Source organism: Pseudomonas cremoris, assembly GCF_014230465.1.
In genome coordinates this window covers 22,843-38,905 of the sequence record NZ_JAAXCY010000019.1, presented here as the reverse complement: position 1 = coordinate 38,905, position 16,063 = coordinate 22,843, and the positions used below count along the sequence as shown (strand labels likewise).

The window sequence follows — 16,063 nt, the reverse complement described above, 5'->3', positions numbered from 1 at the left end:
CGCATTCGCGAGCAAGCCCGCTCCCACATTTGGATCTAGGTTGAATCAGATCCAGTGGTGGATCGGCCAGCCGGCTTGTTGCGCATGCGCCCGTAAGACCGGATCAGGGTTCACCACCTGCGGATGATCCACCTTCAACAGCAACGGCAGATCATTACGCGAATCCGAATAGAAGTACGCCCCCTCCAACGTCTCGCCTTCCTGCTCCAACCACTCCAGCAAGCGCGTGATCTTGCCTTCGCGGTAGGTCAGTACGCCGACGGTACGCCCGCTGTACACGCCATGGCTGACTTCCAGCTCGATCCCCAACACTTCATCAATTCCGATGCGTGCCGCGATCGGCTTGACCAAATGCGTGCCGGACGCCGAGATCACCAGGATCCGGTCGCCATTGGCCCGGTGACGCGCGATGGTCTTGGTGGCGTCGCTGTAGATCAACGGCTCGATCACGTCCTCGACCCACGGCTCCACCAGGTGTTCGATTTCCGCCGGTGTACGGCCGATCATCGGTTCCAGGCTGAAGTCCATGAAGTCTTCCATCTTCAGTTGGCCCTGGCTGTAGGCGTGCATCAGTTCATGGTTCTTGCGCATGAACGACTCAGCGTCGACCCAGCCCAGGCGGCCCATCTGCTCGCTCCACAAGGTGGCGCAGTCGCCGTGGATCAGGGTGTCGTCCAAATCAAAAATTACCAATGCCATCGGTCATGCTCTCTCAATAAAACGTTGCATCAGGCTACTTCACACAGGGCGCTTGGGTCGATGGAAAGTGCCAGGCGTTGCCCCTCCGGGTACAGATCGTCGGCCGAGCGGTTGAGCACGTCCACTACCAACTCCACGCCGCGCGCTTCGATGCGGTAGCGAATCACGTTGCCCAGCAAGCTGTGGCTGCGCACCAGGGCGTCGAGTTCACCGTGGCGGCTCAACTCAATGGCTTCTGGGCGAATGGCGATGCGGCTGCTGATCGGGCGTTGCAGCAGTTGAGTGGCCTTGTCGGCGTCCAGCAGGTTGTAGTTGCCGATAAAACCGGCGGCAAACACGTCCACCGGCGCGGTGTAGAGGGTCTCGGCGTCGCCGCTCTGCACGATCTTGCCCTGGTTCATCAGGAAGATGCGGTCGGACATGGTCAGCGCTTCTTCCTGGTCATGGGTCACGAAGATCGTGGTCAGCCCCAGTTCGCGCTGGATCTGGCGGATCTGTTCGCGCAGGTGCTTGCGAATCCGCGCATCCAGCGCCGACAACGGTTCATCCAGCAACAGCAGGCGTGGGCGGGTGACCAGGGAGCGGGCGAGGGCTACGCGCTGGCATTGGCCGCCAGACATCTGGTGCGGGTAACGGCTGGCCAGGTCCTTGAGTTCCACCAGTTGCAGCACTTCCTGCACGCGCTTGTGGCTGTCGTCGGCGTTGACCTTCTGCATGCGCAGGCCGAACGCGACGTTCTGTTCCACGGTCATGTTGGGGAACAGGGCGTAGCTCTGGAACACCATGCCGATGTTACGTTTCTGCGGGCTCAGCGGGACGATGTCTTGGCCATCCAGCAGAATTTTCCCACTGTCCACCGAGGTGAGACCGGCGATACAGCGCAGCAAGGTCGACTTGCCGCAGCCGGAGGGGCCGAGCAGGGTGACGAACTCGCCTTTGGCGATCTCGCAGTTGATATCGCTGAACACCGGGGTGCCGGCGTAGCCTTTTTGCAGGTGTTGGACGCTGACGAAGCTCATTGGCTTTTGTCCTTGTTCAAGATATTGGCGGCCCAGGTCAGCACCAGCACAAAGAAGAAGTAGGAAATCACGACGGCACTGGTGAAGTGGCCACTGCTGTTACGCATGTTGTTGAGGTACACCTGCAGGGTTTCGTAGCGGGTGCCCACGAGGATGTTGGCAAAGACGAATTCACCGAACAGGAACGAGAACGACAGCAGCAGCGCAACCATCAGGCCTTTGCGCAGGTTTGGCAGCACCACCAGGATCGCCGCCTGCCAGGTGCTGGCGCCGAGCAGTTGGGAGGCGTCCATCAGGTCGCGCAGGTTGATGGCTTGCAGGTTGTTGGTGATCGCCCGGTACATGAACGGCAGCGCCACGGTGAAGTAGCAACCGATCAGAATCCACGGCGTGCCCACCATCGCCATCGGCCCGGAGCCGTAGAGCTGCAGCAGGCCCACCGAAGACACCACCGGCGGCACCGCAAAGGGCAGCAGGATCAGGATGTTCATCAGCGCATCGAGCTTGGGGAAGTGGTAATGCACCACGAACAACAGCGGCAAGATCAGCACCACCGACAGGATCAACGCGCCCACGCACACCAGCAACGACTGCCCGAAGGCCATCAAGAAGCGCGGGTCGCTCCACAACTGCACGTACCACTTCAGGGTAAACCCTGCAGGCAGGATGGTCGCTGACCAACTGCTGGCAATCGAGTAGACAAAGGTGCCCACCAAAGGCAGTACCAGGATCGCAAACAACACCCACACCACTACCCGATGGTAGAGCGAGGCTGGGCCGGCTTCAGCGCGAGACATGGTAGCTCCTCTTGAGCAGCAGTTGATGGACTACGGTGACCACCGTCATCAGTGCCACCAGCACCACGGCCAGGGCGCTGGCCATGTTCGGGTCGAGTGACACATCGCCGGAGACCAGGCCCGCGATGCGGATCGGCAGCACGTTGAAGTTACCGGTAGTCAGTGCATACACCGTGGCGTAGGCGCCCAATGCATTGGCCAGCAGGATCACGAAGGTACCCAGCAGCGCTGGCGTGAGCACCGGCAAGCCGATATGCCGCCAGAACTGCCAGCCGTTGGCGCCGAGCAAGGCGGCCGACTCGCGCCAGTCCTCGCGCAGCGCGTCAAAGGCGGGGTAGAGCAGCAGCACGCCGAGGGGAATCTGGAAATAGGTATAGAGGATGATCAGCCCGGTTTTGGAGTACAGGTTGAAGTCCTGGATGATCCCCGCCTGCTTGAGCATCAGGGTGATGCTGCCGTTGAAGCCCAGCAGGATGATGAACGCGAACGCCAGGGGTACGCCGGCAAAATTGCTGGTCATGTTGGCAAACGCGGTGACGAAATTGCGCAGTGGCGAATCCACCCGGCGCAGGGAATAGCTGCCCAGCGTGGCGATGATGATGCCGAAGACGCTGGAATAGAAGCTGATCTCCAGGCTGAACTGGATGGCTTGCAGGTAGAACTTCGAGCTGAAGATCCGCGTGAAGTTTTCCAGGCCCCAGCCGGCTTCTTCGGTTTGCAGGCTGTTGATCAGCACCCACACCAGCGGGGCAATTTCGAACACGATAAAGAACAACGCAAACGGCACCAGACACAGCAGCGCAAGCCATTTACCACGGGTCATTTCAACAGCTCCCGGCATACAGGTTTGTCGTGGGGCACGCCCAGCAGTTCACAGACGGTGCCGCACAGCTCGGTCTGTTTGGGGGTGGCCTTGGCATCCAGGCTGAAGGCATCGCCCAGGACGAACAGCGGGACTTCGCGCTCTTCCGGCAGCAGCCCGTTGTGGGAGCGGTCGTTGTTCATGCCGTGGTCGGCGGTCACCAGCACCTGGTAGCCAGCGTCGAGCCAGCCTTGCAGGTAGTCGGCCAGGATGATGTCGGCCGAGCGTGCACTGTTGCGGTACTGCGGGGTGTCGAGGCCGTGCTTGTGGCCGGCGTCGTCGATGTTCATCGGGTGCACCACCAGAAAGTTCGGCGCGTGTTTGAGGCGCAGGCTTTCGGCGTCGGCGAACAGGTGGGAATCGGGGTAGTGGTCATTCCAGTAGAAATGCCCGTGCTGGATCGCCAGCGTCTTGTCGTCGGTATGGCGATCGCGTGCGGCGAGAAAGGGCGTGCGGTTATACAACTCGCTCACCCAGTGGTAAGCCGCCGCCGCTGTGGTAAGGCCTGCGTCGGTGGCGTAATGGAAAATGCTGCGCTGGTTGGACAGGCGCGAGACATGGTTGTGCACGATGCCGCTCAGGATCGGCGGCACACCGGTGAGGATGCATTCATACAGCGGACGGGACAGGGCGGGCAGTTCACATTCCAGCGTGTAGAGGGCTGCGCGTCCTGCGCCGACATAGGCCTGCAAGTGCCCCATGGCGTGTCGGGCAACCTCGAAGTTCAGGCCGTCGAGCACGACAAGGATGACATTGTGCTTCATGGGGGCTGGAGCTCCGCAACAGATTGGTTTTGGCTCGAATTTATTGGATGAGTGGGGTCAAAACTGTGGGAGCGGGCTTGCTCGCGAAAGCGGTGGTCCAGCTAACTGATGCACTGCCTGGTACACCGCTTTCGCGAGCAAGCCCGCTCCCACATTGGATCTCCAGTGGAGCTCCAATGTGGGTTCCAGCCTTACTTCATTTCTACAATGACCTGCTCGTTCCACAACTGCGGCAGCTTCTTGGAAGTTGCTTCCCAGGCATCGGCATCCTTGATCGGCTGCGGGTTGGCCTTGGTGTACTGCTCGCCCGGGATCAGGTTCTTGGCGATATCGGCCGGCAGTTTCAGGTCGGTTTCAGCACGGATGGGGCGCGCATTACCCTTGGCCAGGTTGAGTTGGCCGGCATCGCTGAAGATGTATTCGCGGGTCAGCTTGGCGGCGTTCGGGTGCTTGGCGTATTTGTTGATAATGGTGGTGTAGCCGGATTTCACCGAGCCGTCCGATGGGATCAGCACCACGTAGTCATCCGGGTTGGCCATCTTGGCTTTGTAGCTCAAGCCGTTGAAGTCCCAGACCACGCCCACTTCGACTTCGCCTTTTTCCATGGTGGCGATGGTCGGGTTGGACAGCGACAGACGGCCTTGCTGGGCGATTTTGGTGAAGAACTGCAGGCCCGGGGCAATGTTTTTCTCATCGCCCTTGTTGGCGATGGCTGCGGCCAGCACACCGTTGGCTGCCTGGGCTGCGGTGCTTACGTCACCGATGGAGACTTTGTATTTGCCTTTTTGCAGGTCAGCCCAACTGGTGGGCACATCGGAGCCGTGCAGCAGCTTCTTGTTGACGATAAACGCGATGGTGCCGGTGTAGGCCAATGCCCAGTGACCGTCTTTGTCTTTTGCCCAATCCGGCACCTGGGCCCAGGTGGACGGTTTGTAAGGCTGGGTCACTTCTTGCTTCACCGCAATCGGACCGAATGCCGCGCCGACGTCGCCGATATCGGCGCTGGCGTTGTCTTTTTCGGCTTTGAACTTGGCGATTTCCTGAGCCGAGCTCATGTCGGTGTCGATGTGCTTGAGACCATAGGTCTTGGCCAGGTCTTCCCAGGTGCCTTTCCAGTTGGCCCAGTCATCGGGCATGCCGACGCTGTTCACTGCGCCTTCTGCCTTTGCGGCAGCTTCCAGGGTTTTTAGATCGGTATCAGCGGCCATGGCGGCGGTGCACATGGCAATGGTCGAGCCTAACAGTGATGCCAGGAAAAGCTGTTTCATCCGAAGCTCCTTTGGGCGTTATCAACGCTGCGTTTTTATGAACGATTGCGGTGGTGTTGGTCTAGGTCAGCAATACCTGAGCCAATCTAGGCTCGATGGATGACAGTTTCATGTCGATGTCGTTTTTAAATCGCGGATGTCGCACGTCGCAGAGTGAGCGTAGACCATGCTCAAGTGCCCGTAATGGTTGGACTTGGCCGATGTATTGCAGGGTGTGCTTGCGGCGGGCGACACGGACTGTCATCTGTCGGTCATCTGCAATGCCTAGGCTGGCAAGCAGCAGTAGTAGCCCGTTTACGGAGCGGTTTATGCACCTGAACAGTGCTGGTCTAGTCCAGATAGGTAACATTGATGCGTGATGAGGCAATCAAGGCGGTGACATCCATTGGCCTGGCGCTGCAAGAGCAGATCGACCACGGCCTGTTGCCGCCTGCAAGCAAACTGCCCGCCGAGCGCAAGCTCAGCGAGTTGTTTGGTACCACTCGAATTACCGTGCGGGAAGCCTTGTTACAACTGGAAGCCCAAGGGCAGATTTACCGAGAAGAGCGCCGCGGCTGGTTTGTCTCGCCGCCACGGCTGGCTTACAACTTGATGCAGCGGAGCCACTTTCACGCGATGGTCAGTGACCAGGGGCGAGTGCCGTCCACCGAAGTGATCTCGGCGCGGCTGCAACCGGCGTCGGCAGCGGTGTGTGCGTGGTTGCAACTGCCGGCATTGTCCAGCGTGATCCAGATCTGCCGGGGCCGGCGCATTGATGGGCGCTTGGTGCTGTATGTAGAGCATTACCTGAACCCGCAGTATTTCCCGGGGATTCTGGACTGCGACCTGAACCAGTCGATGACCGAGCTGTATGCCCGCAAGTACGACTTGCACTACGGGCGTGTGCGCTTTGAAATTGTGCCGACATCATTGCCGGTAGAGGCCGCCGCCGCGTTGCGCGTGTCGTCGGGCAGCCCGGGCTTGCGCATTGCCCGGGTCAACTATGACCAGCATCAACGCTTGATCGACTGCGACCTGGAATTCTGGCGGCATGACGCGATCCACGTGGGTGTGGACGTGGTGTGATGTATCACGGGGTGAGGGTCTTGATCACCTGATCCACATTGGTTTCCAGCTCGGCTACCGGGTCTGCGCTGTCGACGTTCAGCACCAGTAACTGCGAACCGCCTGCGGTCACCGCCGCTTTCACGGCTTCACTCGGCTGGCGGTGATGCAGCACTACGGCCACATCGTTGTCCTTCAACTGCGTGCTGAGTTTTTGCAAATCCTCATCCGTCCAATCAGCATCGGGCCGTGCATCGGTGCCGACCACTTCCAGGTTCAAGCTGCTGACCAGGTAGGCGAAGTGATCGCTCAGGCTGACCACCGTGAGGTTATCCGCTTTGGCCAGCCGCGCCTCGCTGTCGGCGGTGAGCTTGAGCAGGCGCTGTTTGAGCGCGGCGAGGTTGGCGTCGATCTTCGGCTTGGCGCCGGGTGCCAGGCGGCTCAGGTCGGCGGCCAGCACATCGGCCATGCGCCCCAGGTTGTTGCTTGATTGCCACGGTTGGCTGTTCAAGCCATCGGTGACGCCTGGTTGCACGGCGATGCCCGGCAACCCCCCGTCCACCGGGCGTGCCGCGTCAACTTCGACGATGCGGATGTTGCTGCGTCGCGCCACCGGGTACAGCGGGTCATCCGCCCACAGCGAGCGCAGGCCGATGGCGGCATCGGCCTCCACGGCCAACTTGCTGAGGGCCGGTGCGCCACGGCCAGTGAAGTACGAAACCTGCCGCGAGCCGGGCAGATTCGCCGGTGCCGCGCGTTCAAGTTGTACATCGCTGCCTTTGAGCAGCACTTCGGCCAGGCCATACGTGATCGGCAGCGAGGCCAACACTTTCACCGGTTTTTTGGTTTTGGTCAGGGCGGCATGGCCAAGGCCTTGGTTGACTTTGAAGTCCTTGGGCTCGAAGCCATCCACAGCCAGCGCCGAGGTGCTGATCAAACAAGCGATGGCCAAGGCCAGTGGGCGAAAGACGGGGCGCATTATCCAAGATTCCCTTTGAGACTGGGTACGATGCCGCGTGCAATGGCGGCGAGGGCGAAGGCGATACCGGCCATCAGGATGATCGCGGCACCGGATGGGATAGGCAGGTCGAAGATGATTGGCAACAGGATCCCGCACAAGGTGCTGACGGTGGCAATCGCCACCGACACCCAGAAAAACCCTTTGAGCGACTGGCTCAACAGGCGTGCCGCCGCCGCTGGGATCACCAGCAATGCGCCCACCAGGATCGCGCCGATCACCTTGACCGCTGCGACGGTGATCAGCGTCACCAGGATCACGAACAGGTAATCCAGGGTCTTCACCGCCACGCCGCGCACCGCCGCCAACTGCGGGTTGAAGCTGGCGAGCATGATGCGGTTGTACAGCGGCAAGGCCAGGGCCATGACCAGCGCGCCGACAATCGCCAGCACCAGCAGGTCATTGCCGTTGACTGTCAACACCGAGCCGAACAACACGTTTTCCAGGATATGCACGTTGATCTTGCCCGCCAGGATCAGCAGCAGGCTCGCCCCCAGTGCCAGGGACACCGAGAGGAACACACCGATCAAGGTATCCGGTGCCAGGCCCGTGCGGTTGCGCAAGTAATTGAGCAGGATGCCGAACAGCAGGCAATAGCCGAACAGCGCGCCGTACGGCCCGGTGTAGGGTTCGCCTAGCAGAATGCCCACGGCCACACCGGTCAGTGCGGCATGGCCGACCGCTTCGGAGAAAAACGCAAAGCGCTTGACCACCACCAACGTGCCCAGGCCGCCCAGTACCGGGCCGATCAGCAGGCCGGCGAGCAGGGCGTTGACCACAAAGCCATAGGCAAGCGCTTCCGGCAGATAACCGGAAGAGGCCCAGCCCTGGACCATCAAGCGAAAAGTTTCATAACTCATTGCGCCGCGCTCCGAGGGTGGGTGGAGAACAGGGTCAGCAGGCGGTCCGGGGTCAGCGCCTCCTTTGGCGTGGCGTCGAACAGCACGCGACGGTTAAGGCCAGTGACGCGGTCGGCCAGGCGACCCACGGCTTCCAGGTCGTGTTCGATCCACAGCACGGTAATTCCCGCCAGGCGCCAGTCATTGAGCAGGCGTTCGAACACCTGGATGCCGGCTTCATCGAGGGCCGACATCGGCTCATCCAGGACCAGCAGTTGCGGTGCCGGGATCAGGCCCTGGGCCAGCAGCACGCGCTGGCGTTCACCACCCGATAGTGCGCCCATGCGCCGCTTGCGTTTGTCCTGCATGCCCACCCGCTCAAGCGCGTCACCCATGGCGCCGGCGTAGTGTTTGGACAAACCGAGAAACGCCGGACGCCGCTGGCACATCGCAGCCATGAAATCATCCACGGTCATTGGCAAGCCCCGGTCAAACTCCAAGGCCTGGGGCACATAGCCGATGGTGCCTACGGTGCTCGGCCACTGCAGGCGCAGTTGCCCCTGGTGCGGTGTTTGTCCCAGCAGGGTCTTGATCAGCGAACTTTTGCCGCCGCCGTTGGGGCCGACGAGCGCATGGATGCTGCCCGGCTCGACCTGGAAACTCACAGCCTCAAGGATCGCTGTGCGGCCCAGGGTCAGGGACACCTTGTCGAACTCGATCGTCGGGCCAATGCTGGCCACTTTCAGTTGTTCTGCAGCCGTCATGCCCCCGACTCCTGAATCGCACGGACCACGGTGTTGAGGTTGCCGGTCATTTCCACTTCGTACTTCTCGGGGCTGTATTCGCCGTAGGAAATATGCGACAGCGGGTACAACTTGACCCCGGATTCACGCTGGATGGTCTCGACGTAGGTGGACGGGAAATCCATCTCCGAGAAGATCACCTTCACGTCCAGGGCGCGCAGTTCGTCGATGGTCTTTTTCAACTGGCTCGGGCTGGGCTCGATACCGTGGGCCGGTTCGACCACGGCCGTGACTTCCAGGCCGAATTCGCGCAGCAGGTAGTCGTAGGCCGCGTGCACGGTGGCCACGCGCAGATCCGGGTTAGGTGCGCTGGTCAGCTTGGCCAGGGCGTCGGCGCGCATCTGGCGCAGGCGCTTGCCGTAGGCGCGAGCGTTCTGGGTGTAAGTCTTGGCATTGTCCGGGTCGAGCTTGCCCAGTTCGCGGGCGATGTTGTTGACCTGGGCAATCGACGCGCTGATCGACAGGAAGGTGTGCGGGTTGACCACTTTGCCCGCACCGCGCGCAGCGTTACCGGTGGCGGCCAGCAGTGGCACATTTTCGTTGGCTTCGATCACCGGGATATCCGGGCGCTCGCTGGTGGCGATCATGCGGTCGGCAAAGTCATCATGGCCGACGCCGTTGAGTACGATCACGTCCAGGCCGCCGATGCGCTTGATGTCATCGGCGCGCGGCTCGTAGGCGTGGGGGTTGAAACCGGCGGGAATCAGCGGCACGACTTCGGCTTTGTCACCGACGATATTCGTCACGTAGCTGTAGTAAGGGTGCAGGGTGATGCCGATACGCAGGCGTTTGGCTGCCTCGGCATGTGCAAAGGGGCTGAGCATCAGGCTGAACAGGCCAACCACTAACAGGCGCGACAGGGGCGATGAAATAGACATGGGCAATCGGTCTTCTCGTTCAGTGACGGTGCTGGCGGGTCACGCCGGCATCGAATTGCGTGACCACCTGTTGCCAGCCGGCTGCGATGAGCGCCTGGTCGGAGAGGTCGGAAGGGGCGGCCAGGTTGGCGCTGCGGTTGAGCCAGATGTCGGGTTCGGCACCGTGCACCCGCATCAACAGCGAACCGCTGGTACTGGGGGCCTGGCTCAAGCCCAGATAGGCCGAAGGTTCCAGGATCTGCCAGCGGTGATTGCCACGGCTGACCGAGCTGGCGTCCTGGGCGAACGGCGCAAAGCCTTCTTCGGCCAGTTGCTCGGGGGTTGGCAGAGTGCTTTGTTCCTGTTGCAACAACTGGATCTCATCGAGGGTCACCCGCAGGTCCGCGTAGATACCTTGCTCGGCGGCGCTGAGGTCGCGGCGGGCGTCCAACTGATGGCTGGGCACGGCAACGACTTCCTGGGATTCACCGTGCAGCGCAATCACTGAGCCTGCCACCGCGAGGATGATCAGGCACAGCAGCAGGACGTAGAGGGTTTCGTGACCGGCACCTGCGGGGCGTACAACCTGTGTGGTACTCATTGCGGCTGGATGTCCGCTTGGTCGATTTCCACCACGTGGCCGGGGCCCGCATCGAACAACACGTAGAACTCGGCGGCGGGTTTCTTGAAGGTCAGGGTCGAATCCTGGCCAAGCTTGCCGGGCACCAAGATGGTTTCGTCGTAGCCGATCACATCCAGGGTCACGCCGGGGGCGCCGCTGCCGTCGGAAAAACCGCCGGTGCACTGGATTTGCTCGCCGGCGATTTCCTTGCATTCACACATCGGGTTGTGGGCCAGGGCGATGGTGCTGAAACCGGCACCCATCAACAGGGCGCCGCAGGCGCGAGTCAGGCGCATCAAAGTCATGGTTTAACTCCTTGCTTGTTCAGCCAGGCAATAGTGGCAGGCGAGGCCTGGCTCAGCGGGATGGAACCCTGGTGCATGGTGCCGTCCCAGCCCTCCATGGTGACCCACAGTTCGGCGTCGGCAGGCGTGCGCTCCGGCACCGGCAGGGCAGCCCCCATGCGGTAAGGCGTGCCGAAGAAGATCACCCCGGCGGCCCGCAGGCTGCGAGGCTTGCCGATACGCAGGTAAGTGGCCTTGACCTGGTCGGCGCAGGTCTCGCACAGGGCGGCGTTGAAAAATTTCATCGGGCCGGCCGGGTCGGGTGTTGGGCCTTCATTGCGAAACTCGGCGAGGGTCAGGCTCCAAGGGCCGACCTGCACTTGGCCGGCGACCCGCTCTCCGATGCCGGTATCGCCGCGAAACAGTGCGGCGTCGGCAAAGTACTTGGGCATGAACCCCAGCGGTATCAGCAGCAGCAGAATATTGATGTGGAACCGCCATTTGAGCCAAAAGGCCCGCAGTGGCGTAGGCGGTGCAGCAGCGGCGACCTTGCTCATCGGGTGCCCTCCGTGGTTTCAGCCTGCAAGGCAGGGGTGGGGGCGGGTTCGCGGGGTGCCTTGTTGCTGCGCTTGAGCGCATTGAGGCTGGCCAGGGCGGTACGTTTGGTCCAGATCAGCAGCCCACTCAACACCATCATGCTCAGGATCAGGCCGAAGAACGCCCAGATCAGTTTGATCCAGATGCCACCGAAGTCGCCGGTGTGCAGCGGACGCATGGACTCAGTGACGAACTCCAGGGCGGTGCGATCGGAGAGCATGTGCGAGACCGCGATTTCGCCGTCATACGGGTTGAGCTGCGCCGTTTGGAACATCAGCGGGTACCAGCCCCGGCCGCCAATCTGCAGGTGACTGTAGGCATTGAGGGGCAGGGTCACGAAACTGGCCTCGAGGCCGGGAATGCGTTGGGTGGCAATTTCAATCGCCTCATCCAGACCGATCATCGGTGCCGGTACGCCAGGCGCCGACAGGGGGACTTTTTCCCGGGCAACCACCGGCACGACGGGCTCGCTGGAAATCGAAATCTGGTTATCGCCCAGGATCGCCTGGATCAGGAACCAGGTGCCAGTGATGGAGATGACGGCGATAAACCAGATCGACCAGATACCGCTCAGGCGGTGGAAGTCGCCCCAGAAGATCCGCGCGCCATGGCGAATGCGCAGGGTTGGCTTGAGAAAACCCTTCCAGAAACGCTTGTACACCACCAACCCGGTCACCAGCGACGCCAACATCGGCAGGCCCAGCAGCGACACCAGGTACCAGCCCCAGCTGTAGCCATTGGTGAACGGCACTAGCCACCAGCCATGGAGGGCGCGGGTGAATTGCTGGAAGTCGAACGAGGGGCTGATGCCCTGGATGGCGCCGGTGTAAGGGCTGACATAGGCCGCCACTGCGCGCCCATCCGGGTAGGTGAGGCGTACGGTCAGCGCGAAATGCGATTCGTCGGGCCGACTGATTGACCGCACGATCACTTTGGGGTCTTCGCGCTTGATGGCGCCGATCACCTGTTCAAAGCTCAGCGGTTCGGCATCCTCCGAGGGCTTGCTGGCCCGGATATCCGGGTTGGCCAGCCAGACGATTTCCTGGCTGACTACCGCCAGGGTGCCGGTGAAACAGACGATCAGTACAAAGAACCAGACGGGCAATGCCAGCCAGCTATGTACGAGAAACCAGAGTTTTGAGCGTGACTTCTTCGACATGTGAATGCGGGTCTTGATCGGAGGGGGGCAATGGAGGCCCGGAAAAGGCCGGTCGTAGCTTTTGCTGACGCGACGGGCTGTATCTAAGTTAAGACGGATGAGAATCGCAAAACCCTAACGCGGAGATGAAAGCAAATGTTTCAGGTTCACAGTTCCGCAATTTGGAAGCCCTGATCGAACACGAAACATGTTCCAAGCCATCACCCAAGCGCCATTGATGGCAGGGGGCGTCTGCGTAGGATGGGGGCATACCGTTGAGTGAGTGCCTACAACAATGAACCCGCAGAAAATCCCCGCCAGAACCCTCTACGACAAGCACATCGATTCCCACACGGTGTGCACTCTGGATGACCAGGGGCATGTGCTTCTTTATATAGACCGCCAGGTGATCAACGAATACACCAGCCCGCAGGCGTTCAGTGGCTTGCGCGAGGCCGGCCGTGGCGTATGGCGCCCGGGCACGGCACTGGCGGTGGTTGATCATGTGAACCCCACCACCCCCAAGCGCATCGCTGCAATGCCCGACGCAGGCGGGGCGCGACAGGTGTCGTACCTGGCGGAGAACTGCCGGGACTTCGGCATCGAACTGCTGGATATCCTCGACAAGCGCCAAGGCATCGAACACGTGATTGCCCCGGAGCAGGGTTTTATCCTGCCGGGCATGGTGATCGCCGCCGGTGACAGCCACACCACCACCTACGGCGCTTTGGGCGCATTTGGGTTTGGTATCGGCACGTCGGAAATCGAACACCTGCTGGCTTCTCAGACCCTTGTGTATAAACGCCTGAAAACCATGCGCGTGACGGTGCACGGTGTGTTGGCCCCAGGCCTCACGTCCAAGGACGTGATCATGGCGCTGATCGGCAAGATCGGCGCCTCCGGTGCCACCGGTTATGCCATCGAGTTTTGCGGTGCCACCATCGATGCGCTCAGCGTCGAGGCGCGCATGACCATCTGCAACATGGCGGTCGAGGCCGGTGCACGCGGCGCGTTCATGGCGCCGGATGAAAAGGTCTTCGCCTACCTCAAAGGCAAACCCCGTGCACCCAAGGGCGAGTTGTGGGAGCAGGCGTTGCTGGGCTGGCGCCAATTGCATTCGGATGCCGGTGCGGTGTTCGACCAGGAAGTGCAGCTCGACGCGACGACCCTTGAGCCTATGGTCACCTGGGGCACCAGCCCCGACCAGGCCGCCCCCATCGGCGCTCGCGTGCCCGACCCGCAAGACGTCAGCGACCTGATCCTGCGCCAGGACATGCGCCGCGCCCTTACCTACATGGGCCTGGAAGCCGGCATGCCGCTGAGCGACATCGTCATCAGCCATGCGTTTATCGGCTCCTGCACCAACGCGCGCATCGAAGACTTGCGCGACGCGGCCAGCGTGGTGCGTGGCAAACACGTCGCCAAACACGTGCGGGCGATGATCGTGCCGGGCTCCACCGAAGTCCGCGACCAGGCCGAGGCGGAAGGGCTGGCGGCGATCTTTATCGACGCAGGGTTTGAATGGCGACAGTCGGGCTGCTCGATGTGCCTGGCGATGAACGACGATGTGCTGGCCCCCGGCGACCGCTGTGCCTCCAGCACCAACCGCAACTTCGAAGGCCGACAGGGTGCAGGGGCACGCACCCACCTGATGAGCCCGGCCATGGTTGCCGCCGCCGCCATCACCGGCCGCCTGACTGACATCCGCCTTTTTGGAGAGCGCCCATGAGCCTGCAACCCTTCACCCTGGTTACCGGCAAAGCCGCACCGATGCTGGCGGCGAATATCGACACTGACGTGATCATGCCCAAGCAGTTTCTCAAGGGCATCGACCGCAACGGGCTCGACCGTGGGCTGTTCTTCGACCTGCGCTTTTTGCCCAACGGTGAACCCAACCCTGAATTCGTACTGAACCAACCGGCCTGGCAGGGCGCGAGCTTTATGGTGGTGGGGCCGAACTTTGGTTGTGGCTCCAGTCGCGAGCATGCGGTGTGGGGCCTGAAACAGATGGGTATTCGCGCGCTGATCGGCAGCAGCTTTGCCGGAATTTTCTATGACAATTGCCAGCGCAATGGCGTGTTGTTGATTACGTTGGAAGAGGCGGTGTTGCAAAAACTGGGGCAGACCGTGGGCCAGCCGGGGCAGGCGCAGATCAGTGTGGACTTGCAAGCGCAGGAGATTGGTTTGACGAATGGCGAGGTGATCCCTTTCCAGATCGACACCCTGCGCAAGACTGCGCTATTGCTGGGGCTGGATGCGATTGGCAGCACGCTGCAGCGCAGTGAGCAGATCAAGGCCTTCGAACGTCAGCACCTGCAAGCCAACCCCTGGCTCAACTGATACTCCGCAAAACGAAATGTGGGAGCGGGCTTGCTCGCGAATGCAGTGTATCAGTCAACTTATCTATGACTGACAGACTGCTTTCGCGAGCAAGCCCGCTCCCACACTTCTAATTGGGTTTACAAGGCGTTGATGTGGGCTAGATCGACAGCCCCTTGAAATGCTCCTGCAAAAACTCCACACACGCCCGCAGCTTCCCGGAATACGCCAACCGTGTCGGGTACACCGCCCACACGTTGGCGCTCTGGGTGTAGTCGTGCAGTACCTGAACCAGCTTGCCTTGCTCCAGCAGTGGTTTCACATCCCACATCGAACGTAGCAACACGCCGCGCCCATCCAATGCCCACTGCAATACGATCTCGCCGTTGTTCGACGACAACGGCCCGCGTACCCGCACGCTTTCCTGAATACCTTCGCGCTCCAGGTTCCAGATGCCAAACGCATTGTCACGCTCTTTGATCACCAGGCAATCGTGTTGCTCCAGGTCGCTCAGGTGTTGCGGCACGCCCCGGCGCTGCAGATACGTGGGCGCGGCACACAACACTCGGCGGTTGCTCACCAACTGTCGACCGATGTGTTGGCCGGGGATGTCATCGCCTACGCGGATCTCCAGGTCGAAACCTTCGCTGACGATATCCACCACGCGGTCGAACAGGTCCAAGCGGATTTCCAGGTCCGGGTATTGTTCTGCCAGTAGCGACACGGCGGGAGCCACATGGTTGCGCCCGAAGCCGAAGCTGCTGCACAGGTGCAAGTGGCCACGAGGGCTGTCGTGGGCATCGGTGAGCTCATCGGACAGTTGCTGGAAGTCTTCGAGGATGCGCACCGCCCAGCGCTGCACCCGTTCACCGTCTTCGGTGAGGGCAATGCGCCGGCTGGTGCGGTGCAGCAGGCGGGTGGCCAGGGTGGTTTCGAGGATCTGGATGCGCTTGCTGACATACGCTGGCGACAACCCCAGCTCATCGGCGGCCGCAGCGAAGCCGGCCTTGCGGATCACGGTCAGGAACACCCGCAGGTCTTCGGGTAGGGGCACGGTATCTTTCTTATGAGTCATCAGAAGCAGGGCTGGCGGCATGAACCGCCAGAATAGCACCGGATAGGCGCGCCTTCCG

General features: G+C 61.3%; 18 protein-coding genes. 3 read left to right on the top strand and 15 right to left on the bottom strand.

Annotated features, from left to right (window positions below; all coding sequences use genetic code 11):
- Window positions 1–45: 45 nt before the first annotated feature.
- The 6 genes from HF257_RS31770 to HF257_RS31745 form a co-directional block, all read right to left on the bottom strand.
- A complete protein-coding gene (locus HF257_RS31770) occupies window positions 46–699 on the bottom strand; it encodes an HAD family hydrolase (protein WP_185710612.1) in 654 nt (217 codons plus the stop codon).
- Between the two features lie 29 nt (window positions 700–728).
- On the bottom strand, window positions 729–1,718 hold the full coding sequence (locus HF257_RS31765) for an ABC transporter ATP-binding protein (RefSeq protein WP_185710613.1): 990 nt from the start codon (window positions 1,716–1,718) through the stop codon (window positions 729–731).
- Complete coding sequence (locus tag HF257_RS31760) at window positions 1,715–2,515, bottom strand: ABC transporter permease (protein ID WP_185710614.1); 801 nt, start codon at window positions 2,513–2,515, stop codon at window positions 1,715–1,717. Before HF257_RS31760 ends, HF257_RS31765 begins: the two co-directional genes overlap by 4 nt.
- Window positions 2,502–3,338: an ABC transporter permease gene (locus HF257_RS31755; protein ID WP_371319350.1), complete on the bottom strand. Its 837-nt coding sequence runs from the start codon at window positions 3,336–3,338 to the stop codon at window positions 2,502–2,504. Before HF257_RS31755 ends, HF257_RS31760 begins: the two co-directional genes overlap by 14 nt.
- Complete coding sequence (locus tag HF257_RS31750) at window positions 3,335–4,141, bottom strand: alkaline phosphatase family protein (RefSeq protein ID WP_185710615.1); 807 nt, start codon at window positions 4,139–4,141, stop codon at window positions 3,335–3,337. The genes HF257_RS31755 and HF257_RS31750 overlap by 4 nt, the downstream gene beginning before the upstream one ends.
- A gap of 191 nt (window positions 4,142–4,332) precedes the next feature.
- Window positions 4,333–5,409 (bottom strand): ABC transporter substrate-binding protein, encoded by a 1,077-nt coding sequence (locus HF257_RS31745; protein WP_185710616.1) that lies wholly within the window; start codon window positions 5,407–5,409, stop codon window positions 4,333–4,335.
- A gap of 351 nt (window positions 5,410–5,760) precedes the next feature.
- Between HF257_RS31745 and HF257_RS31740 the strand changes: the two genes are divergently transcribed.
- Window positions 5,761–6,474 carry a UTRA domain-containing protein gene (locus tag HF257_RS31740; RefSeq protein WP_185710617.1) on the top strand — a complete coding sequence of 238 codons (714 nt, stop codon included), beginning with the start codon at window positions 5,761–5,763 and terminating at the stop codon, window positions 6,472–6,474.
- 4 nt (window positions 6,475–6,478) lie between these two features.
- Here HF257_RS31740 and HF257_RS31735 read toward each other — a convergent pair whose 3' ends face one another.
- From HF257_RS31735 to HF257_RS31700, 8 genes are read right to left on the bottom strand one after another with little or no spacing between them, the layout of a single operon-like run.
- Complete coding sequence (locus HF257_RS31735) at window positions 6,479–7,432, bottom strand: metal ABC transporter solute-binding protein, Zn/Mn family (RefSeq protein WP_185710618.1); 954 nt, start codon at window positions 7,430–7,432, stop codon at window positions 6,479–6,481.
- The gene (locus HF257_RS31730; RefSeq protein WP_185710619.1) at window positions 7,432–8,331 is read right to left on the bottom strand and encodes a metal ABC transporter permease; all 900 of its coding nucleotides are present in this window, start codon (window positions 8,329–8,331) and stop codon (window positions 7,432–7,434) included. Before HF257_RS31730 ends, HF257_RS31735 begins: the two co-directional genes overlap by 1 nt.
- Window positions 8,328–9,074 carry a metal ABC transporter ATP-binding protein gene (locus HF257_RS31725; RefSeq protein ID WP_185710620.1) on the bottom strand — a complete coding sequence of 249 codons (747 nt, stop codon included), beginning with the start codon at window positions 9,072–9,074 and terminating at the stop codon, window positions 8,328–8,330. The genes HF257_RS31730 and HF257_RS31725 overlap by 4 nt, the downstream gene beginning before the upstream one ends.
- Window positions 9,071–9,991, bottom strand: coding sequence for a metal ABC transporter substrate-binding protein (locus HF257_RS31720; protein ID WP_185710621.1), 921 nt, complete (start codon window positions 9,989–9,991; stop codon window positions 9,071–9,073). Before HF257_RS31720 ends, HF257_RS31725 begins: the two co-directional genes overlap by 4 nt.
- A 19-nt stretch (window positions 9,992–10,010) precedes the next feature.
- A complete protein-coding gene (locus HF257_RS31715) occupies window positions 10,011–10,571 on the bottom strand; it encodes a DUF6162 family protein (protein ID WP_185710622.1) in 561 nt (186 codons plus the stop codon).
- Window positions 10,568–10,897, bottom strand: a complete 330-nt coding sequence (locus HF257_RS31710) for a hypothetical protein (RefSeq protein ID WP_185710623.1) — start codon at window positions 10,895–10,897, stop codon at window positions 10,568–10,570. The genes HF257_RS31715 and HF257_RS31710 overlap by 4 nt, the downstream gene beginning before the upstream one ends.
- The gene (locus tag HF257_RS31705; RefSeq protein ID WP_185710624.1) at window positions 10,894–11,433 is read right to left on the bottom strand and encodes a thiamine pyrophosphate-binding protein; all 540 of its coding nucleotides are present in this window, start codon (window positions 11,431–11,433) and stop codon (window positions 10,894–10,896) included. Before HF257_RS31705 ends, HF257_RS31710 begins: the two co-directional genes overlap by 4 nt.
- The gene (locus tag HF257_RS31700) at window positions 11,430–12,632 is read right to left on the bottom strand and encodes a PepSY-associated TM helix domain-containing protein (protein ID WP_185710625.1); all 1,203 of its coding nucleotides are present in this window, start codon (window positions 12,630–12,632) and stop codon (window positions 11,430–11,432) included. The genes HF257_RS31705 and HF257_RS31700 overlap by 4 nt, the downstream gene beginning before the upstream one ends.
- A 274-nt stretch (window positions 12,633–12,906) precedes the next feature.
- Between HF257_RS31700 and leuC the strand changes: the two genes are divergently transcribed.
- Both leuC and leuD read left to right on the top strand, forming a co-directional pair.
- A complete protein-coding gene (gene leuC / locus HF257_RS31695; RefSeq protein WP_198913767.1) occupies window positions 12,907–14,340 on the top strand; it encodes a 3-isopropylmalate dehydratase large subunit in 1,434 nt (477 codons plus the stop codon).
- A complete protein-coding gene (leuD, locus tag HF257_RS31690) occupies window positions 14,337–14,951 on the top strand; it encodes a 3-isopropylmalate dehydratase small subunit (RefSeq protein WP_185710626.1) in 615 nt (204 codons plus the stop codon). The genes leuC and leuD overlap by 4 nt, the downstream gene beginning before the upstream one ends.
- 139 nt (window positions 14,952–15,090) lie before the next feature.
- Here the strand turns inward: leuD and HF257_RS31685 are convergent, their stop codons facing one another.
- Window positions 15,091–16,005, bottom strand: a complete 915-nt coding sequence (locus tag HF257_RS31685; RefSeq protein ID WP_198913768.1) for a LysR substrate-binding domain-containing protein — start codon at window positions 16,003–16,005, stop codon at window positions 15,091–15,093.
- Window positions 16,006–16,063 lie beyond the last annotated feature (58 nt).